The organism is Sphaerisporangium sp. NPDC049003 (assembly GCF_043197795.1).
Classification (GTDB): domain Bacteria; phylum Actinomycetota; class Actinomycetes; order Streptosporangiales; family Streptosporangiaceae; genus Sphaerisporangium.
In genome coordinates, this window is sequence record NZ_JBICTU010000005.1 from 154,859 (window position 1) to 173,044 (window position 18,186).

The 18,186-nt window shown below is 70.3% G+C and carries 16 protein-coding genes and 4 tRNA genes; 9 read left to right on the forward strand and 11 right to left on the reverse strand.

Features of this window, described 5'->3' with window-relative positions:
* Window positions 1-2: 2 nt before the first annotated feature.
* Window positions 3-1,031 carry an alpha/beta hydrolase gene (locus tag ACGFIV_RS07240; RefSeq protein ID WP_358556793.1) on the reverse strand — a complete coding sequence of 343 codons (1,029 nt, stop codon included), beginning with the start codon at window positions 1,029-1,031 and terminating at the stop codon, window positions 3-5.
* 484 nt (window positions 1,032-1,515) lie between these two features.
* On the opposite strand from ACGFIV_RS07240, the gene lysA reads away from it, so the two are divergent.
* Window positions 1,516-2,829, forward strand: coding sequence for a diaminopimelate decarboxylase (lysA, locus tag ACGFIV_RS07245; protein ID WP_358556781.1), 1,314 nt, complete (start codon window positions 1,516-1,518; stop codon window positions 2,827-2,829).
* A gap of 11 nt (window positions 2,830-2,840) precedes the next feature.
* On the opposite strand, the gene ACGFIV_RS07250 is transcribed toward lysA, so the two are convergent.
* Together ACGFIV_RS07250 and ACGFIV_RS07255 are read right to left on the reverse strand one after the other, a co-directional pair.
* Window positions 2,841-4,145: a monooxygenase gene (locus ACGFIV_RS07250; RefSeq protein ID WP_358556778.1), complete on the reverse strand. Its 1,305-nt coding sequence runs from the start codon at window positions 4,143-4,145 to the stop codon at window positions 2,841-2,843.
* A 98-nt stretch (window positions 4,146-4,243) separates the two neighbouring features.
* A complete protein-coding gene (locus tag ACGFIV_RS07255) occupies window positions 4,244-6,088 on the reverse strand; it encodes a DUF2264 domain-containing protein (RefSeq protein ID WP_358556775.1) in 1,845 nt (614 codons plus the stop codon).
* A 259-nt stretch (window positions 6,089-6,347) separates the two neighbouring features.
* Here ACGFIV_RS07255 and ACGFIV_RS07260 point away from each other — a divergent pair, with 259 nt between their 5' ends.
* Window positions 6,348-7,421, forward strand: coding sequence for a hydroxyacid dehydrogenase (locus tag ACGFIV_RS07260; protein ID WP_358556772.1), 1,074 nt, complete (start codon window positions 6,348-6,350; stop codon window positions 7,419-7,421).
* A 12-nt stretch (window positions 7,422-7,433) separates the two neighbouring features.
* On the opposite strand, the gene ACGFIV_RS07265 is transcribed toward ACGFIV_RS07260, so the two are convergent.
* Genes ACGFIV_RS07265 through ACGFIV_RS07275 form a run of 3 tightly spaced genes read right to left on the reverse strand, consistent with a single transcriptional unit; the run spans window position 7,434 to window position 10,473 of the window.
* Complete coding sequence (locus ACGFIV_RS07265) at window positions 7,434-8,273, reverse strand: carbohydrate ABC transporter permease (protein ID WP_358556769.1); 840 nt, start codon at window positions 8,271-8,273, stop codon at window positions 7,434-7,436.
* On the reverse strand, window positions 8,270-9,235 hold the full coding sequence (locus ACGFIV_RS07270) for a sugar ABC transporter permease (RefSeq protein WP_358556766.1): 966 nt from the start codon (window positions 9,233-9,235) through the stop codon (window positions 8,270-8,272). The genes ACGFIV_RS07265 and ACGFIV_RS07270 overlap by 4 nt, the downstream gene beginning before the upstream one ends.
* Window positions 9,236-9,252: 17 nt before the next feature.
* Window positions 9,253-10,473, reverse strand: a complete 1,221-nt coding sequence (locus tag ACGFIV_RS07275) for an ABC transporter substrate-binding protein (protein ID WP_392832826.1) — start codon at window positions 10,471-10,473, stop codon at window positions 9,253-9,255.
* 196 nt (window positions 10,474-10,669) lie between these two features.
* Between ACGFIV_RS07275 and ACGFIV_RS07280 the strand changes: the two genes are divergently transcribed.
* Window positions 10,670-11,857: an ROK family protein gene (locus tag ACGFIV_RS07280; RefSeq protein WP_392832829.1), complete on the forward strand. Its 1,188-nt coding sequence runs from the start codon at window positions 10,670-10,672 to the stop codon at window positions 11,855-11,857.
* Window positions 11,858-11,887: 30 nt separating this feature from the next.
* On the opposite strand, the gene ACGFIV_RS07285 is transcribed toward ACGFIV_RS07280, so the two are convergent.
* From ACGFIV_RS07285 to ACGFIV_RS07305, 5 genes are all read right to left on the reverse strand, one after another.
* Window positions 11,888-12,646 carry a DUF2071 domain-containing protein gene (locus ACGFIV_RS07285; RefSeq protein WP_358556757.1) on the reverse strand — a complete coding sequence of 253 codons (759 nt, stop codon included), beginning with the start codon at window positions 12,644-12,646 and terminating at the stop codon, window positions 11,888-11,890.
* 94 nt (window positions 12,647-12,740) lie between these two features.
* A tRNA-Val gene (locus ACGFIV_RS07290) sits at window positions 12,741-12,815 on the reverse strand.
* A 17-nt stretch (window positions 12,816-12,832) separates the two neighbouring features.
* Window positions 12,833-12,905 (reverse strand) — tRNA-Gly (locus ACGFIV_RS07295).
* A gap of 74 nt (window positions 12,906-12,979) precedes the next feature.
* Window positions 12,980-13,050: transfer RNA gene (locus ACGFIV_RS07300), tRNA-Cys, on the reverse strand.
* Window positions 13,051-13,060: 10 nt separating this feature from the next.
* Window positions 13,061-13,133: transfer RNA gene (locus ACGFIV_RS07305), tRNA-Gly, on the reverse strand.
* Window positions 13,134-13,444: 311 nt separating this feature from the next.
* On the opposite strand from ACGFIV_RS07305, the gene ACGFIV_RS07310 reads away from it, so the two are divergent.
* Genes ACGFIV_RS07310 through ACGFIV_RS07335 form a run of 6 tightly spaced genes read left to right on the forward strand, consistent with a single transcriptional unit; the run spans window position 13,445 to window position 18,057 of the window.
* Window positions 13,445-13,720: a hypothetical protein gene (locus tag ACGFIV_RS07310; RefSeq protein ID WP_358556755.1), complete on the forward strand. Its 276-nt coding sequence runs from the start codon at window positions 13,445-13,447 to the stop codon at window positions 13,718-13,720.
* 19 nt (window positions 13,721-13,739) lie between these two features.
* The gene (gene glmS / locus ACGFIV_RS07315; protein WP_358556752.1) at window positions 13,740-15,560 is read left to right on the forward strand and encodes a glutamine--fructose-6-phosphate transaminase (isomerizing); all 1,821 of its coding nucleotides are present in this window, start codon (window positions 13,740-13,742) and stop codon (window positions 15,558-15,560) included.
* A 34-nt stretch (window positions 15,561-15,594) separates the two neighbouring features.
* Entirely contained in the window at window positions 15,595-16,548 is a 954-nt protein-coding gene (locus ACGFIV_RS07320) for a pirin family protein (protein ID WP_392832833.1), read from the forward strand.
* A gap of 49 nt (window positions 16,549-16,597) precedes the next feature.
* The gene (locus tag ACGFIV_RS07325) at window positions 16,598-17,518 is read left to right on the forward strand and encodes a virginiamycin B lyase (protein ID WP_392833049.1); all 921 of its coding nucleotides are present in this window, start codon (window positions 16,598-16,600) and stop codon (window positions 17,516-17,518) included.
* Window positions 17,519-17,554: 36 nt separating this feature from the next.
* On the forward strand, window positions 17,555-17,851 hold the full coding sequence (locus tag ACGFIV_RS07330; protein WP_358560753.1) for a DUF5753 domain-containing protein: 297 nt from the start codon (window positions 17,555-17,557) through the stop codon (window positions 17,849-17,851).
* Window positions 17,851-18,057 carry a DUF397 domain-containing protein gene (locus ACGFIV_RS07335; protein WP_358560750.1) on the forward strand — a complete coding sequence of 69 codons (207 nt, stop codon included), beginning with the start codon at window positions 17,851-17,853 and terminating at the stop codon, window positions 18,055-18,057. The genes ACGFIV_RS07330 and ACGFIV_RS07335 overlap by 1 nt, the downstream gene beginning before the upstream one ends.
* Window positions 18,058-18,186: the final 129 nt, after the last annotated feature.

Genomic DNA, 18,186 nt, shown 5'->3' on the forward strand with positions numbered 1-18,186 from the left:
CGTCAGCCCGCGGACACCCGGGACAGGTGGGCGTGCAGCAGCGACGAGAACTCACCCGGCCGCTGGGTGTACGGGAAGTGCCCCGCGCCCTCCATGACGTGCTCGGAGTAGCGGCCGTACCGGGTGAGGACGTCCCTGGTCTGCTGGATCATCGGCTGGGCGGGGAACGACTCCTCGCCGGGCCAGTCCGGCACGTACCCGAGGGCCCCGAGGTGACCGAGGTCGACCATCGAGGTGTCGGAGACGATCGCGTCCTGGTCGCCGCGGACCCAGAGCACCGGGGCGCTGCACCCCGACTCGGGCAGGCCGCTCCAGTTCAGGTACTTCGGGGAGATCGCGTTGAGAACCCCGCGCGTGCCCGGCGCGACGCCTGGCCAGTTCTCCGACGACTGGGTGTCCCCGGGGTAGCTGCCGTCGCCGAGGTGGGTGGCCAGGATCCCCCGGAGCAGGGCCTCCTCGTCCCGTACGGCGTCCGGGCCGGGGAAGTAGAGGCTGCGCACGACGTTGCGCGGCGAGAGCGGGCTGGCGTCCGACTCGTCGCCCTCGGCCATGAGCTTCACGAGGTCGGGGTTGGCGGTGCCGCCGCCCGAGCCGGCGAAGTCGGGCGCGCACGGCGTGCCGTCGCGCCTGGTGCCGCCGAACCCGTACGGCGAGACCGTCGCCACCGGGGTGAGCGAGAGGACGCGGCCGGGATGGTGGATGGCGAAGTCAAGGATGACGCCGCCGCCCAGCGAGTGGCCGACCAGGTGGACGGCGTCGAGGCCGAGCGCGTCGAGCAGCGCGACCAGGTCGTCGCGGTAGTCGCCGACCCCCCGGGTCGCGTCGACGGGAGCGGGCTCGCTGTTCCCGTAACCACGCAGGTCGGGGGCGATGCCGTGGTAGCCGCCGGGGAGCAGGGAGAGCTGCTCGTCCCAGGCGGAGCCGTCGGAGAGGTTGCCGTGTACGAAAACGACGGGGACACCCGCGCCCGTCTCCCGGAGGTGCGTCGTCAGACGCTCGGTGCGGACGGTACGGGATCGGACTGCGTTCATCGCCATCCCTTGACGAAGAGAATTGTTGCGGCCAAGTTAACAGGTGAATCACCTCTCATAAAAGGGGGTGCTCTCGATAAGGAGCCGTCAAGGGGGCGTCAGTTCTCGCGGCCTCTCCGTCAGGAGGGCGTCAAGATGGCGGAGATCGCCGGTTAACCCGCCTAGCGTTCCTTTCGAGGCCGTATTTCCGGTCTGACGAAGGGTTCAGCAGGAGGAAAGATCATGAGCGACCTGCTCTTAGCGGCGCACCCGCGGCGCGAACGGCGGTACGAGGCACACGATCTGCGGGTCGCCTGATGTGCGCCCTGACGCAGGACCTGGCGTCCGGCTCCGCCCAGGCCGAAGAGCGGGTGGACCACGTATCCGCCACCGACCAGGTACGAGCGGCCGTTCTCGCCACCGACCCGGGCCGAGCGGCCGTTCCCGGCACCGACCCGGGCCGAGACTCGCTTGGTGCCGCGGAACCGTCCGAAACGAGGCACGCATGACCGTCATGACGCAGACCGCTCAGGGGCCGTGGCCCTCGTCCGCGGTGTTCGGGGCGCACGGCGAGGCCACGGTGGCGGGCGTGTCCCTCATGGAGATCGCCAACCGGTTCGGCACCCCCGCGTACGTCCTCGACGAGACCGACGTCCGCCGGCGGTGCCGCGCCTACAGGGCGGCCCTGCCCGAGGCCGAGATCGCCTACGCCGCCAAGGCCTTCCTGTGCCGGGCGATGGCGAGCTGGATCCGCGCGGAGAAGCTCAGCCTCGACGTGTGCAGCGCCGGGGAGCTCGTGGTCGCGCGTTCGGTAGGCTTCCCCGCCGAACGGATCATCTTCCACGGCAACGCCAAGACCCCGAAAGAGCTCATCGCCGCGGTCAACGAGGGCGTCGGGCGGATCGTGGTGGACAACCTCGCCGAGATCAGCCGCCTCGCCGCGCTCGTCCCGCTCGGGCACCGGCAGAAGGTGCTGATCAGGGTCATCCCCGATGTGGGCGCGGGCGCGTACACGGCGATCCGCACGGGCGGGGAGGACCAGCAGTTCGGGCTCTCCATCTCCACCGGCGCGGCGGGCGAGGCAGTGGCCAGGGTGCTGGCCCAGCCCCGCCTGGAGCTCACCGGCCTGCACTGCCATCTCGGTTCGCAGATCGACGCGCCCGAGCCGTACGAGACCGCCGTGCGCGTCATGGTCGAGCAGACGGCCCGGATCCGGGAGACCCGGGGGGTGATCCTCCCCGAGCTGGACCTCGGCGGAGGCCACGGCATCGCGTACCTGGAAGGGGAGCGCGGGCTCGGCCTGGAGACGTTCGCCGAGCGGATCACCGGAGCCCTGCGGGAGCGCTGCGCGGGCCTCGGGCTGCCCATGCCCCGGCTCATCGTCGAGCCGGGGCGGGCGATCAGCGGGCCCGCCGGGGTCACCCTCTATCGGGTCATATCCGTAAAGAAGGGGCTGACCCGCACCTACGTGGCGGTGGACGGCGGCATGAGCGACAACCCCCGCCACTCCCTGTACGGCGCGCCGTACGAGGTCCGGATGATCGGGCGGGAGTGCCACGTGGGCACGCGGGCCTTCCACGTGGTCGGTCACCACTGCGAGGCGGGAGACGTGCTCGCCGAGGACGTTCAGCTCCCGGCCGACATCCACCCAGGCGACGTGATCGTCATGGCGGCCACCGGCGCCTACCACCATTCCATGGCCTCCACCTACAACATGACCGGGCGCCCGCCCGTGGTCGCGGTCGGCAGGGGCGGGGCACGGCTGGTGGTGCGCAGGGAGGGCGCGGAGGACCTGATGCGCCGGGACGTGGGACTGTGAGGACCGGTGGGTCAGCCCGCGGCCGGGGCCTTGGGTGACCAGACGAGCAGCCCGAGGCACATCTCGTCGCTGGTGCCCTCGCCCCACACGACGTAGCGCGGTGGGACGTCGTGCAGCGCCGGGAGCATCTCGCGAAGGCCGGCGTCGTGGGTGCAGGTCACCCGCACGGTGTCGTCGGCCTTGACCGTGACCGGCGTGGCCAGCGGGCGGATGGCCTGCTCGTCGAAGTTGTAGCTGGGAATGTCGAGAAGCGTCCTGGCCTTGGGCGTCCCGGGGTTGAGCTCCAGCTTGATCGAGCGCCCCAGCAGGTGCATGTGCCCGGCGACGGCGTACACCGTGCCCGCCCTGCGGACCGGCTGGTCGCAGTGCTGGGTCGGTTCCGGGACGGGAGGCTTGGCCTGGTTGCAGAACTGGTTGAGCTGGGTGACGGTGGTCCCCGCCTGCTCCCCGAAACGGTGGACGACGTCCCGCACCGCCGCCTCACGGTCGCACAGCGGCCCGGACTCCCGCTTCGTACAGGGCAGCTCGATCGGTGCTATGAGCCGCGCGGTGTCCAGGGGGTCGAGGTCGGCCTTGCCGTCGGTGAGCCGCAGCCGGATCGAGGAACGGTCGCTGCCGCCCGGCCTGCCCTCGGTGGCGAGCAGGTTGTAGTGAACCTGGATGATCAGCCGGCTGCCCGGGGGCATGGGGTACCCGACGTTGCCGGCGAGCAGAGTCTCGTTGGCTCCCGGCGCCCAGTGGCCGATCCAGGCGCCGTTCTCCACCCCGGCGTCGCCGAAGCAGGTCCACCCCTCACCTGGCGTACGGGCGTCGAGGTCACTGGCCGCCTTCACCTGGTCGGGGCCGATCCTGAAGATGATCGCGTGGTGGACGAGCGCGGTGTTCTGCGGCATGAACTGGCTGCCGGTGAGGAACGCCCTGCCGGTCAGCCCCGGGTCGACCAGGAAGCAGCGGTATTCATCGGTCCCCCCGGAGGGCGCCGCCGGGGTGTACGGCTCGGCCAGGGTCAGGTTGACGAACCGTTCCGAGGCCCGGAGCGGCGCGGCGGGCGGCGCCGTGAACGGCTTCCCGTGCCCGCTGTGCGTTCCGGTGACCGACGCCGAGTCCAGGCTCCCGGACGCCCCCGGCTTCCCCCCTCCCGCGCATGACGCGACGAGCAGGGTGGCGGCGAGTGCGAGGGCCGTCCAGCCCAGCCACCGTGTCGTACGGACCCTGTGCTCCATGACCGCCCCCAGCAGTTCCGTCGGCTCACCCCGGGCCACGACATGGTCCGGGCCTCCGCGTCCAGACTCCTCGCCGCCGGGACGGCGGGCCATCGGCCGGAAGACCGAGAACGCTCCTCCGTCCGGCGGAGATGTTCCCGCGCCTTCATACGACCAAGGGTGATCGGCTCATACGACCCAGGGTGCCGCGTTCACAAGACCCAGGGTGCCTCGCGGAGCGTCGCGCGCAGCACGGCGGCCTCGGGGCCGGGGTGGCGGGAGAGCAGTTCGTTCACCGCCTCCAAGGTGGGAGACGCCGGCCAGCCCTCGGCCGGCGGCGCGTCCACCGCGCCCAGCACCGCGCAGGCGAGCAGGTGCTCACCGGGCGCGTGGGCGTCGGTCAGGGCGGGGATCACCGTGCGCGGCGCCATGACGTTGGTGCCGGGCAGTGCCTCGACGAGCCGTCCGGTCCGGGCGCCGGTGAGGTCGTCGACCACGCACGTTCCCGCGGGCGAGCACACCCGCGCGCGACCGGGGCCGGTTTCCACGTGGCCGAAGGGAAGGTCGCGGTCCAGCGCGAACCCGCCCTCCGCCGACCTCAGAGGCCGCCCCGTGGAGAGGTGATGCACCCGGATGTGCCACGGAGGGCACGCGAGCAGCCAGGTCTCGATCTCCACGTCCGGCCAGGGGTTCCATCGCAGGCGCAGGAGCCCGTCACGCACCGTGGAGTCACGGGGGACCTCGCAGGGCCGCCAGTGGACGCCGTCCTCGCTGAGCGCCAGGGTGCTGTCCGGCGCCGCCTGCTCCAGCCCCCACGAACCGCTCGGCACGCTGAACCCGAAGGAGGTGGAGTAGGCGAACTTGGCGTACTTCGCGGCGCCGTTGCGCACCCAGGTGTGGTGCTGCTGCGCGCTCAGCATGACGACCTGGCGGCCCTCCTCGCAGCGCATCAGCGCGACGCCGGCCTCGGGCTGGTCGCTGACCTCCGGCAGGGGCGGCGCGGCCCGTTCCTCGGCGGCCCAGAAGGGATGACCGTCGGGCAGCGCGAGGGGGAGGAAGGACTTGAACGCCCAGTACGGGGAGCCGGGTCCGTTGTACTGCTCGGTGAGCGCGGGCTGGGCGTACCCGTAGCCCAGGGTGAGCAGCCCTGAGGGGTCCTGGATCGGCCGCCGCAGCCACCAGCGCAGATGGCGCATCAGGTGGCCCTTGACCGTGCCCCAGGGCAGGGCCTCGACGCCCGCGAACGCGAGCGCTCCCCAGAACGCGCCCTGGGCGAAGCGGTAGGTGAGGCTCCGGCCGAAGGGCACGGCCGCCCCGTCCGACGCGAACCAGTGCTGGAAGTCGAGCGCGAACTCGGCGGCACGCTCACGGAACCGCTCGGCGCGGCCGGGATCGCGCTCCCCGGCGAGCGCCGCGTAGATCAGGCCGTAGTAGTGCATCGCGAAGGGGATGTAGTAGTCGCGCTGGGCGGTGGGGCCGTCGCTGTACCAGCCGCGCCCGAGGGCGAAGGACTCCAGCCGGTCGAGGCGGGCGGCGTTGGGCGTCGGGTCGAAGGCGACGCCGACGCGATCGAGACCGAGTCCCACCACGACCGGGAAGAACGCCCAGTTGTTGTCCACGGGCTCGGCGGCGATTGCCTGGAGCAGCCATGCCCGCAGGTTGTCCCTCTCCCCGCCGCTCAGCGGGTCCCAGACCTCCTCGGGCGCCAGCGCGAGCGCCAGGCCGATGGCGGCGGTCTCCACCAGCCGCTGGTCGATGTCGGTGACCGCGCCCCAGAACTCCTCGTGCCCGGGGTCGGTGCCGGCCGCGAGCCCCCGGCGCCACAGCTCCCAGTGGTCGAACGACCCCCCGCCGGCCACCAGCGGCGCGAGCCCCCACAGCGGGCGGGCGAACGACTCCAGTTCGGCGGCGGCGTCCGAGTGGTGCGCGGCGTTGACGCCGAGGCGCGGCCGGGCCCCGCCTGGGCTGAAGTGGGGGATCAGCGGCTCGGTCAGCGCCCGTACGAGCCGGCGCAGGTCCTCACGGTCGCGCGGCACGGCCGGCCGGATCCTCTGCATCCGGTGGTTCTCCATCTCAGGTGACATCGAATCTCGGGTGACGCCGAATCTCGTGACGTCGAATCTCGTGACATCGGCTTCTGGCATCGAACTTCTGGCATCGACTTCGCTTCCGACTGAGACTGACCCGTGGCCCACGATCTTGTCAATACTTAGTTTAAGATCTTTACGGAAGGGGTCCTGAAGGCGGCGCCACGCGCGGCGGGGGGTGTCTGTCCGCTCTGTTTTTGTTGCTTATTTCAAGCATAGAATCCGGCGCATGACTGTTTCGTCCCAGAAGGCACGGGTCCCCGCCGCGGACGGTCTCGGGCGGCGGGGTGGGGGCGGGCCGATGACGGTCGTCGAGCTGGCCATGTACCCTGGCCTTCCCGGCAGGCTGTTCCCGCCGGAGGTGGCCGCGCGCCTTCGGGCGGTGGCCGAGATCGACCTGGCCTCGCCGCTGACCGAGTTCCGCTCGCCGGAGGCGCGGGACCGCCTGCGGCGGGCCACGATCCTTCTGACCGGCTGGGGCAGCCCGGCGCTCGACGAGGAGGCCCTCGCGGGCGCCCCCGGCCTGAAGGCCGTCGTCCACGCGGCGGGCACCGTGAAGGGACACCTGAGCCCCGCCGTGTTCGCCCGGGGCATCCAGGTCAGCTCCGCCGCGGCGGCCAACGCCGTTCCCGTGGCCGAGTACACGATCGCGATGATCCTGCTGGCCAACAAGGCCGTCCCCGCACTCGCCCGGGAGTACCGCGCGCGGCGCGAGGACCTCGGGCTGATCAGGCGCGGCCACGACGTGGGCAACCACGGCAGGGTCGTCGGGGTGGTCGGGGCGTCCCGGATCGGCAGGCGCGTCCTTGCGCTGCTGCGTCCCTTCGACCTCTCGCCCCTGCTGGCAGACCCCCATGTCGACGCGGCGACGGCCGCCTCGCTGGGGGCGCGGCTCGTCGGGCTCGACGAGATCTTCCAGCTCAGCGACGTCGTCTCCCTGCACGCTCCCGCGACCCCGCGCACCCGGGGGATGGTCACCGCGCGGCGGCTGGCGTCGATGCGCGACGGGGCGACCCTCCTCAACACCGCCCGGGGGTCGCTGGTCGACCAGGACGCGCTGGTCGCCGAGCTCGTCACCGGGCGGCTGTCGGCGGTGCTCGACGTGACCGAGCCCGAGGTGCCCCCGGCGGGCTCGCCCCTGTGGGAGCTGCCCAACGTCGTCCTCACCCCCCACGTCGCCGGGTCGCTCGGCAACGAGGTGGCGAGGCTCGGCGCCGCCGCCGTCGAGGAGGTGCTGCGGCTCGCCGCCGACGAGCCCCTGCTGCACCCGGTCGACCCGGAGACACTGGCCATCACCGCGTGAACCCGTGAAGGGTCAGCTCTTCAGCCCGCTGAAGGCGATCCCCTCCATGATCCGCCGCTGGAACACCATCAACACGATGATCACCGGGATGACGGCCAGCGCGGCGCCCGCCATGATGTAGTAGGCGCGCCCCGATTCGCTGCTGGCCAGCTGCTGCAGGGCGAGCGGAAGCGTGTACAGGTCGGGGTCGTTCAGCACGACCAGCGGCCACACCAGGTCGTTCCAGTGGAAGATGAAACTGGTGATCGTGACGACCGCGAGCACCGGCTTCGAGAGCGGCAGCACGATCTTCCAGAAGATCCGCATCCGGCCCGCGCCGTCGATGAGCGCCGCCTCCTCAAGCTCGCCGGGCAGCGTCAGGAAGAACTGGCGGAGCAGGAAGATGTCCAGCACCGAGGCCACGTTCGGCAGGATCAGGCCCCAACCGGAGTCGAACATGCCGAGCGCCTGGGTGATGTGGATGCGCGGCACCAGCAGGGTGATCGTCGGCACCATCATGCCTGCCAGCAGCACGGCGAACAGCTTGTCCCTGCCGGGGAAGGGGATGCGGGCGAAGGCGTAGGCCGCCAGGGCGTCCACCAGGAGCTTGGCCGGCACGAGGATCAGGCAGACCCACACGCTGTTGAGGAACGCGCGGCCGAGCCCGCCGATCTGGATCACGTGCTCGTAGTTGTCCAGGGTCGGCGACCACTCGCCGGTCTTGCGGTCCAGCGGGAGCAGGCTGGGCACCTTGGTGTAGACGTCCGGGCCGTGCTTGAACGAGGTGGCCAGCATCCACACGAACGGGACGACGGACACGAGCACCAGCAGCACCAGCGCGACGTAGATGGGGGAGAGCCGTAGCGTCCTCACGACACCTCCTGCTTCACGAACCTGAACTGGAGCGCGGTGATGATCATGATGAAGGCCAGCAGGATGAACGACATCGCGCAGGCCGCGCCCATCGCGTCGTAGCGGAAGGCGAACAGATACAGGTGCAGGACGTAGGTCAGCCCCGCCTGCTCGGGCCCGCCGGTGACGCTCCTGCCGCCGCCGCCTGAGAAGATCACGTAGACCAGGCCGAACACCTGTAGCGCCGCGATGACCCCGGTCACCAGCAGGTAGAACGTCGTGGGCCTGAGCATCGGGACCACGACCCTCCAGAACCGCTGGACCGGGCCCGCGCCGTCGATGATCGCCGCCTCGCGGATCGACGAGGGGATGCCCTTGAGCCCCGCCAGATAGATGATCATCGAGATGCCGCACTGCCACGCCGCGATGAACGCCAGGGCCGGGATGACCAGCTCGGGGGTGTTGAGCCAGTTCTGCCGGGGGATGCCGAACAGCCCGAGGAACACGTTGATCAGGCCGTACTGCGGATCGTAGAGCCACCGCCAGATCGCGCCGACGGCCGTCTCCGCGGTGACCACGGGCAGGAAGAGCAGGAGCCTGAACAGGTTGGAGCCCCTGCGAATCGCGTTGATGAGCAGGGCCTGGCACAGCGCGCTCCCCATGGTCAGCGGCACCGCGATCAGCGTGTACTGCAGGGTGACCTTCACCGACTGCCAGAAGTGCGGGTACTTGGCGTCGTCGAACAGCAGGTCGGTGTAGTTGGTCAAACCCACCCAGCCAGGCGCGGAGCGCAGGTCCCAGTCGGTGAAGCTGTAGTACAGGGCGGCGAGCGCCGGGTAGAGCAGGAAGACGATGAAGTACGCCATCGCGGGAGCGATCAGGAGCCAGCCGATGACGCGGTCGCTCCCCCCGAACCCCGGGCGGCGGCGCCGCCCGGGGCGGGGCGTCACAGTGGGCTTGTCGGCCACCACTGGAGTTGCCACGCTTGCCTGCCTCTCGGTCAGCCGGTCCAGCCGAGCAGGGCGCGGGTCTTGTCCGCGGCGCCGGTGAGGGCCTGCTGGGCGGTGGCCTTGCCGCTGAGCGCCGACTCGATCGCGGGGGCGATGATCTCGTCGTTGATCTGGATCCACTGCGGTACGGGCGGGCGGGCCTGGGCGACCTTGAGCTGCTCCAGGAAGGCGGCCTGCTCGGTCCCGAACGTGGCGGCGTCCCTCTCGGCGGCGGCGATGTTGGTCGGGAAGCCGCCCAGCGCCTGGGCCAGCTTGGTGTTGTTGTCGGCGTTGGTCAGGTAGGCCAGCCACTTCCAGGCCAGGTCGGCGTTCTTGCCCTTGGTGAACACCACCGCGTTCTCGCCGCCGATGTTGCCGGCCGGCCCGGTCTTGTACGGCAGGGGCGCGACGTTGAACTCCAGGTCGGGGAACTGGTCCTTGATGTTGGCCACGTCCCACGGGCCGGAGATCATCATGCCGGCCAGGCCGTTCTCGAAGGGCTTGTCGGAGTCGGTGATCTCCCTCGGCGACGACTTGAGCAGGTCGACCCACAGTTGCAGCGCCTCGACGGCGGGCGGCTGGTCGAACAGGATCTTCTTGGCCTTCATGTCCGCCATCGACCCGCCGGCCCCGGCCACGAAGCCCGGCCACATCCACCCGCCGTACCCGTCACCCTTCGGCACCACCATGCCGGCGATCTTCGGGTCCTTCTGGTGGATCTGGGTCGTGATCTGCTTCAGCTCGTCCCAGGTCTTGGGCGGGGCCGGGACGAGCTTCTTGTTGTAGAAGAGCCCGACCGTGGTGTGGTCCACCGGCACGCCGTACAGCTTGTCGTCGACGCGGTTGGTGTCGAGGGCCCCGGCGTACAGCGACTTCTCGTCGATCGTGCCGGCGGGCATCTCCCTGATGGTGCCGTCGAGCGCGTAGCGGGCCACCAGCGGCTGGTCCAGGACGCCCGCGTCCGGCACCGAACCGCTGGCGATGGCGCTGCCCAGCTTGGTGTTGTAGTCGTCCTTCGGGATCTTGACGATCTTGACGCTGACGCCCTTGTTGGCCTTCTCGAAGTCCGTGCGGAGCTTCTCGACCACCTCTGTGGCCTGCGGAGTGCGGTCCTGGAACATCCAGTAGGTCAGCGTGGTGGTCGCCTCCGCTCCTCCGGAGCCGCCGCCGCACGCGGTGAGCCCGGCGAGCAGCACCGTCGCGGCGGCCGCCCCTGTCACTCTCCTGATCATTTCGCTCTCCTCAACGGGGGGTTTCACAGAACATAATCTAAGCATCGAAATAAGTTCAGCCCTTCTGTGAAACGCTTTGGTAACACGGGCATCGGAGCATGTCAGGCTCGTGCCGAACGGGTGAGGGCCGGCTTCCTTCGGCGTCTGAACTAACGCCGCTGAACTAGCATGGCCGTGGAACTCGTGGAGGTACGTCATGGCAAGGCCCGAGCGCAGAACGGTGCGCGATGTCCGCAGAGGCAACCGCGCCATGCTGCTGCGCATGCTGTACTTCGACGGACCGGCCAGCCGCAACGACCTCTCCGCGCTCACCGGCCTGAGCGCGGCCACGGTCAGCACCATGACCGGCGGGCTACTGGGCGACGACATCATCGTCGAGGCCGGCCAGGTCGACTCCGACGGCGGGCGCCCGCGCGTGCTCCTGCGCGTCAACCCCCGGTACGGCTACGCCATCGGCGTCGACGTGTCCGAGACGCACGTGCGCGTCGAGCTGTTCGACCTCGACCTGAACCAGCTCGCCAAGGTCGAGTACGCCCTGCGGCCGGCCCGCCACGATCCCGAGCTGGTCGCCATGCACATCCTCGCGGGCATCGGGGTGGTGCTCTCGGACGCCGGGGTGCCCGCCGAGCGGGTCCTCGGGGTCGGAGTCGGCGTCCCCGGCATCGTTGAGCGCGGCGCCGACGTGCTCATCCACGCCAAGGCCTTCGGCTGGAACGGCGTTCCCCTGGGAGCGCTCCTACGCGCCGGCACCTCGCTTCCCCTGCACGTCGACAACGGGGCCAAGGCCATGGGTCAGGCCGAGCTGTGGTTCGGTTCCGGCCGGGGCGCGGCGAACGCCGTCATCGTCCTGATCGGCGCGGGCGTGGGAGCCACCGTCGTCGCCGACGGGGCGACCTTCCACGGGGTGAGCAGCAGCGCGGGAGAGTGGGGGCACACCAAGATCGTCGCGGGCGGACGGCCCTGCCGGTGCGGCGGGCGCGGGTGCCTGGAGGCCTACATCGGCGCGGAGGCCATCCTCGACAGGGCCGGGGTCTCCACGCAGAAGGCCGGCTGGCAGGAGGAGCTCACCCGGGTGCTCGCCTCGCGCACTCCCGTGGTCGAGGAGACGGTGGGCTATCTGGGGGTGGGCCTGGCCAATCTGATCAACCTGCTCAATCCCGAGCGCATCATCATCGGCGGCTGGGTCGGGCTCCTGCTCGGCGAGACCCTGCTTCCCGAGATCCGCGCCGTGGTCGCCGAGAACTCCCTCGCGCAGCCGTACGCCGCCAGTTCCCTGGTGCTCGGCCGGCTCGGCCCCGACGCCGTGGCGCTCGGCGCGGCCACCCTGGTCATCGAGGAGTTCCTCAACGCCACCCCGGCCGCCGGTATCACCGCCACCGGCTGACCCGCCCTCCTTCACACCGCCGCCGGGGCTTCATGAACGGGTGGGGCGGCCTTCGGGAACGGGGCGGCCGAAGCGCACGGGGACGCCGGGGGAGTAGAGCACGCTCGCGGGTTCCCCGGCGGGTGAGGGCAGTCCCGCCGCCGCGACCAGGTCCTCGTCACAGCCGGTCAGGTGGGCTCTGTACAGGGGCCAGCGCGGGTGGGTGTTGGGCAGGTACGTCGTCCGGCCGAAGACGGTGTTGTGCATGCCCCAGCGGGCGGTCAGGAAGTGTTCGAGCTCGGTGGGCTCCTCGATGCGCTCGCCGGTCCGTATGGTGACGCGGCAGTGCGCGCCGCGCGGACCGGGCCAGCGGCGGCTGCTGGTGTAGGCGATGGTGTCGCCGCTGTGGCGGACGGCCATGCGCGACCACACGTACGGAAGCCGGAAGGCGGCCCGCGCGACCAGCACCGGGATCAGGCGCGAGGCGTCGAGCGAGCGGAAGACCACCCCGCGCCGGCCGTGGGCGTCCACCGAATAGAGGCGGACGTTGGTCTCGGGGAAAGTGCCGAGGTAAGGGATGCCGGGGAGGCGGAACCAGCCGATGCGATGCATCCGGAAGGCGACGAGGCCCACGTAGGTCACCCCGTCGAGGGTGTCGGGCACGGTGCCGTCCGGGAGCAGGGGCGCCACGTCGGCCGGGTCGGCGGACCAGTGGAGGAAGGCCATGTCGAGCCACGACTGGGTGAGCAGGGGATCCGGCGTGGCGCTGGGCGGGTCGGCCGTGACGGGTTCCGGGACGAAGTGCGGCACGGTTCCAGCCTCGCAGAACCCCCGCGAGGCGGCGAGGACCCCGGGCCCCGCGCGGGTCGCGAACGGACGTACGGCCCGGGTGCGCCAAGGGTGGTGGTGGGCGATACTGGGATTGAACCAGTGGCCTCTACCGTGTCAAGGTAGCGCTCTCCCACTGAGCTAATCGCCCTCGATGAGGAAAATCAGAGCGGACGACGGGATTCGAACCCGCGACCCTCACCTTGGCAAGGTGATGCTCTACCAGCTGAGCCACGTCCGCATGATCACTCGGAAGTCGTTTCCGTGTGATGCCTGTCCAACTTTACCGGATCCCGGAGGTGCGAGATCCCGTCGAGGTGGAGACGGGATTTGAACCCGTGTACGCGGCTTTGCAGGCCGCTGCCTCGCCTCTCGGCCACTCCACCAGGATCTTCGAGCGGACGACGGGATTCGAACCCGCGACCCTCACCTTGGCAAGGTGATGCTCTACCAGCTGAGCCACGTCCGCGTGAATCTCGGGGAAACGATCCCCGGCCACGCAAAGACTCTAGCGCGTCCGGAGACCCGGCGTGCGCAGTCCACGACGCGAGCCGCATGTGAACGTGAGGTTTCTCGCGTCGCCGCCGCACGCCTGAACCGGCGGAGGCCGGCCCGCCCGCGACCACCGTGAACCGGCGGCGGCCGGTCCGTTCGGGGGCACCGTGATCGGCGGTGGCAGGCCCGTCCTGGGACACCTCAGGCGCAGTTGAGGGCGTACCCTGCCCGGAATCGGGCAGGAATCTTGGCGTGTCGTCTCTTTCCTGCGTAAAGTCCCTGCCTGTGTCAACGGCACGGCATTCCTATGAGGATCTGATCGCGCACCTGACCCGGACCACGTCGCTCGGGCCGGGGGAGGCCACGCGGGTGGTGGCCGAGGTCGTGGCGTACTTCTCCGAGTCCGTCGAGGAGTTCGTCAGGCGCCGCCACGGCGAGATGAAGGCCCGCGGCCTCACTAATGAGCGCATCTTTCCTTCCATAGCCGCCGAGTTGTCCGCACGCCGTGTCGCGGCACCCGAGCTGTCCCTGCGCCAACTGCGCCGCATCGTGTACGGCTAGCGCACCAAGGAGATCGAAAATGTGTGGAATTGTCGCTTATATCGGCCCGAAGGATGCGGCGCCGATCCTGCTGGAGGGCCTGCAGCGCCTGGAGTACCGGGGCTACGACTCGGCCGGCCTCGTGGTGAGCAACAAGGGGCTCAAGGTCCGCAAGGTCAAGGGCAGGGTCGCCGATCTGGCGGCGGCCGTACCGGCGAGGTTCAAGGGCGGCCTCGGCATCGGTCACACCCGCTGGGCCACGCACGGAGTCCCCAATGACGTCAACGCCCACCCGCACCTGGACGGCAAGGAGCGCATCGCCGTCGTCCACAACGGCATCATCGAGAACGCCGACGAACTACGCGCCAAGCTGGTCGCCGACGGCTCCGTCTTCGTCTCCGAGACCGACACCGAGGTGCTCGCCCACCTCATCGCCCGCACCGTTCAGGAGACCGACTCCCTGGAGGACGCGGTCCGCAAGGCGCTCAAGAGCATCGTCGGCACGTACGGCATCGCCGTGCTGGACTCCGAGCGCACCGGTGAGATCGTCGTGGCCCGCAACGGCAGCCCGATCGTCATCGGCATCGGCGAGAGGGAGATGTTCTGCGCCTCCGACGTCGCCGCCCTGGTCCGCTACACGCGGCAGGTCGTCCACCTGGAGGACGGCGAGCTGGCCGTGCTCAGGGCCGACGGTTTCCACACCTTCACCATGGACGCCCGCGCCACCTCCAAGGAGCCGCTGACCGTCGACTGGGACCTCGGGCACTACGACACCGGCGGCTACGAGCACTACCTGCTCAAGGAGATCTCCGACCAGCCCGAGTCGGTCGCCCGTACGCTGCGGGGGCGCCTCGACGGCCGGTTCAACATCGCCCACCTCGGCGGCCTCAACCTCGACCCCCGCGAGACCCGCGCGTTCCGCCGCGTCAAGATCATCGGCTGTGGTTCGGCGTACTACGCGGGCCAGATCGGCGCCCAGCTCATCGAGGAGCTTGCCCGCATCCCCGCCGACGCCGAGCCTGCCTCCGAGTTCCGCTACCGCAGCCCCGTCGTCGAGCACGACACGCTGTACGTCGCCGTGAGCCAGTCGGGGGAGACCTACGACACCCTCGCCGCCGTCCAGGAGCTCAAGCGCAAGGGCGGCCGGGTGCTCGGCGTCGTCAACGCGGTCGGCAGCGCCATCGCCCGCGAGGTCGACGGCGGCGTCTACCTGCACGCGGGCCCCGAGGTCTCGGTGGCCTCCACCAAGGCCTTCACCTCCACGGCCGTGGCGTTCGCGCTCATCGCCCTGCACTTCGGCCGGGTCCACGACCTGTCACCGGCGGACGGGCGGCGCATCGTCGAGGGCCTGCGCAGGCTGCCCGAGCAGATCGAGGAGATCGTCAAGCAGAGCGACGCCATCGAGGCGCTCGCCCAGAAGTACGCCACCCACCCGAGCATGATGTTCGTCGGCCGGGTGCGCGGCTACCCGGTCGCCCGCGAGGGCGCCCAGAAGCTCAAGGAGATCTCCTACGTGCACGCCGAGGCGTACCCGGCGAGCGAGCTGAAGCACGGCCCGCTGGCGCTCATCGGCCCCGAGATGCCGACCGTGGCGATCGTGCCGGACGACGAACTGCTCGACAAGAACCTCACCACCCTCGGCGAGATCCGCGCGCGCGGCGGCAAGGTGCTCATGGTGGGCCACCGTGTGCCCGACAGCAGGCTCGTGGAGGACGTGATCGTGGTGCCGAAGAACGAGGTCGAGCTGGACCCGATCCTGCTCGGGATCCCTCTCCAGCTGCTGGCCTACCACGCGGCCGTGGCCCTCGAACGCGACGTGGACAAGCCCCGCAACCTCGCCAAGAGCGTGACGGTGGAGTGACACCGGGCCCGGGAGGCCGTCGTACAGTCGTCGGGTGAGCAACCTGGAGCGGGATCCGCGGGAGACGGTGTGCGGCGGCCTGAGCGAGGCGGGCGAGGGACCGGCGCGCGACCTGCTGACCGGCCGGGAGGTGGTCCTCGGCGGGCCGCGAGGCATGAAGGTGACCAGGACCCTGCCGGACCGGGACCGCCGGATGGTCGGGGCCTGGTGCTTCGTGGACCACTACGGCCCCGAGCGGGCGAGCATGCGGGTGCCTCCCCACCCGCACACCGGGCTCCAGACCGTGAGCTGGCTGCTCGAAGGCGAGGTGCTGCACCGCGACAGCGTCGGCAGCGAGCAGCTCATCAGGCCGGGTCAGCTGAATCTCATGACCGCGGGCCGTGCGATCTCCCATTCGGAGGAGTCGCCGGGGGAGACGGTGCTGCACGGCGTCCAGCTGTGGGTGGCGCTTCCCGGCTCCGCGCGCCACGTCGAGCCCTCCTTCGAACACCATCCGGTCCTGCCGGCGCTGGACATGCCCGGCGTCCGCGTGACGGTCATCGCCGGCGAGCTCGGCGGCGTGACGTCACCGGCTCGCGTCCACAGTCCTCTGGCCGGCGCCGAGATGACCTTCGACGACCAGGCGCGGATCACGCTGCCCGTACGGCCGGACTTCGAGTACGCCGCGCTGGTGATGTCCGGGGGCGTCGAGGCCGACGGGGTGGACCTCGATCCCGGTCCTCTCCTCTACCTCGGGTCCGGCCGCTCGGAGCTGGCCTTCCGCGCCCGGCGGCCGAGCCGCGTCCTGCTCCTCGGCGGCGAGCCGTTCGAGGAGGAGATCGTGATGTGGTGGAACTTCGTCGGGCGCAGCCACGAGGAGATCGAACGGTTCCGCAAGGAATGGTCGGAGGGCGCCGAGTTCGGCACCGTCGAGGGCTTCGACGGCGCCCCCCTCCCCGCCCCGGCCCTGCCGGTCACCCCCCTCAAACCCCGGGGCCGCCGCCTCTGACAGCCTCACCGGACTGCGATCGACTCGAAGGAGCACCGCAGTGACACAGATGGAGCAGATCTCCGTGTCCGGCCCGGACGCGGGACCGTACGCCATCACCACCGGGCCCGACGGCGCGCTGTGGTTCACGCTGGTGCACCAGGGCCAGATAGCCCGGTTCGAGCCCGGCGTCAGGGAGCCCACCACCGACGACGCGGACCCGGGCTCCGGGCCGACGATCACCACGTACGACGTGGGCCCGGACTCCGGGCCGACGATCATCACGGGGGGCCCGGACGGCGCGCTGTGGTTCACGCGGTTCAGGGACCATCGGATCGGCCGCGTCACGACCGGCGGCGACCTCACCTCCTTCGCCCTGCCGACCCCGGAGGCCGGGCCCTTCGGCATCGCGCCCGGCCTCGACGGCGCGCTGTGGTTCACCGAGACGGGCGCCGACCGCATCGGCCGGATCACGACCGACGGGGAGATCACCGAGTTCCCGCTCCCGGTCGCGGGCGGCTTCCCGTCCGCGATCGCCGCAGGACGGGACGGCGGGCTGTGGTTCACGATGAACATGGCGGACGCCATCGGCAGGATCGGTACGGGCGGCAAGGTCGCGATCCACCCGCTGCCGGCCCCCGGCTCCGCTCCCGTGGGCATCACCGCCGGGGCGGACGGCGCGATGTGGTTCGTCGAGATCGGCGCGGGTCAGATCGGCCGGATCCAGCCGGACGGGAAGATCGAGGAGTTCCCGCTCCCGGACCGGGCGGCACGGCCGCACGCCATCGCCGCCGACGCCCACGGTGACCTGTGGTTCACCGAATGGGGCGCCAACCGGATCGGCCGCATCACCTCCGCGGGCCTGATCGACGAGCACGATCTGCCGACCCCCTCCTCCGAACCCCACGGCATCGCGCCCGGCCCCGACGGCGCGATGTGGGCTGCCCTCGAACTCGGCGCCCTCGCCCGCCTCCCGTCACCAGCCCGGTGAGCTGTTATAGGGCGACCCGTCGGCGGATCATCGACTATGCGGGCTCAGCTGGGACGGCTCATCGAAATGGGAGAGCGTCCGGACGTGGTCATCCGGATCCTTCCGTTCGCGATTGGAGCTCACGCGGCGATCGAGGGCCCGTTCGTCCTGCTCCGCTTCCCTGAAGAACACGATGCTGACGTCGCCTATGTCGAGGGGGCGATGGGAGACCTCTATCTGGAGAGCGTCGAGGAAGTTCGGCGCTATACGCTGCTGTTCGAGCGCTTGTGCGAGCTTGCGCTGGACCCCGAAGAGACCGCGATCATGGTCGCGGGAGCGGCTGAGGAGTTGTAATGGCCGAGCAGGTTGATCTTGCTGGTGCGGCGTGGCGGAAAAGCAGCTTCAGCGGAGGCGGAAACGACTGCTTGGAGATCGCGGAGATCGGCGGCGACATCGCCCTGAGAGACTCCAAGAACCCCTGTGGTCCCGTCCTTCGACTCGGTCGTGGCGAGTGGAGAAACTTCATCGGTCACCTGAGAGCCGGCGACTTCGGGATGTAGCTGTTTTCACCATCTCTGGGACCGGCATGTTCGTGCCGCCACTGCCACTGCCACTGCTCGATGATCCGTGGTTGTAGCCGAAGGGGTCGTCTATCTCAGCGGAACGTACCGGTTGACATGGGGCGTTGT

Excerpts from the sequence above, each read along its gene's own strand:
- ACGFIV_RS07240 (WP_358556793.1), bottom strand. The coding sequence starts at position 1,031 with ATGAACGCAGTCCGATCCCGTACCGTCCGCACCGAGCGTCTGACGACG.
- lysA (WP_358556781.1), top strand. The coding sequence starts at position 1,516 with ATGACCGTCATGACGCAGACCGCTCAGGGGCCGTGGCCCTCGTCCGCG.
- ACGFIV_RS07250 (WP_358556778.1), bottom strand. The coding sequence starts at position 4,145 with ATGGCCCGCCGTCCCGGCGGCGAGGAGTCTGGACGCGGAGGCCCGGAC.
- ACGFIV_RS07255 (WP_358556775.1), bottom strand. The coding sequence starts at position 6,088 with ATGCAGAGGATCCGGCCGGCCGTGCCGCGCGACCGTGAGGACCTGCGC.
- ACGFIV_RS07260 (WP_358556772.1), top strand. The coding sequence starts at position 6,348 with ATGACTGTTTCGTCCCAGAAGGCACGGGTCCCCGCCGCGGACGGTCTC.
- ACGFIV_RS07275 (WP_392832826.1), bottom strand. The coding sequence starts at position 10,473 with ATGATCAGGAGAGTGACAGGGGCGGCCGCCGCGACGGTGCTGCTCGCC.
- ACGFIV_RS07280 (WP_392832829.1), top strand. The coding sequence starts at position 10,670 with ATGGCAAGGCCCGAGCGCAGAACGGTGCGCGATGTCCGCAGAGGCAAC.
- glmS (WP_358556752.1), top strand. The coding sequence starts at position 13,740 with ATGTGTGGAATTGTCGCTTATATCGGCCCGAAGGATGCGGCGCCGATC.
- ACGFIV_RS07325 (WP_392833049.1), top strand. The coding sequence starts at position 16,598 with ATGGAGCAGATCTCCGTGTCCGGCCCGGACGCGGGACCGTACGCCATC.
- ACGFIV_RS07330 (WP_358560753.1), top strand. The coding sequence starts at position 17,555 with ATGCGGGCTCAGCTGGGACGGCTCATCGAAATGGGAGAGCGTCCGGAC.
- ACGFIV_RS07335 (WP_358560750.1), top strand. The coding sequence starts at position 17,851 with ATGGCCGAGCAGGTTGATCTTGCTGGTGCGGCGTGGCGGAAAAGCAGC.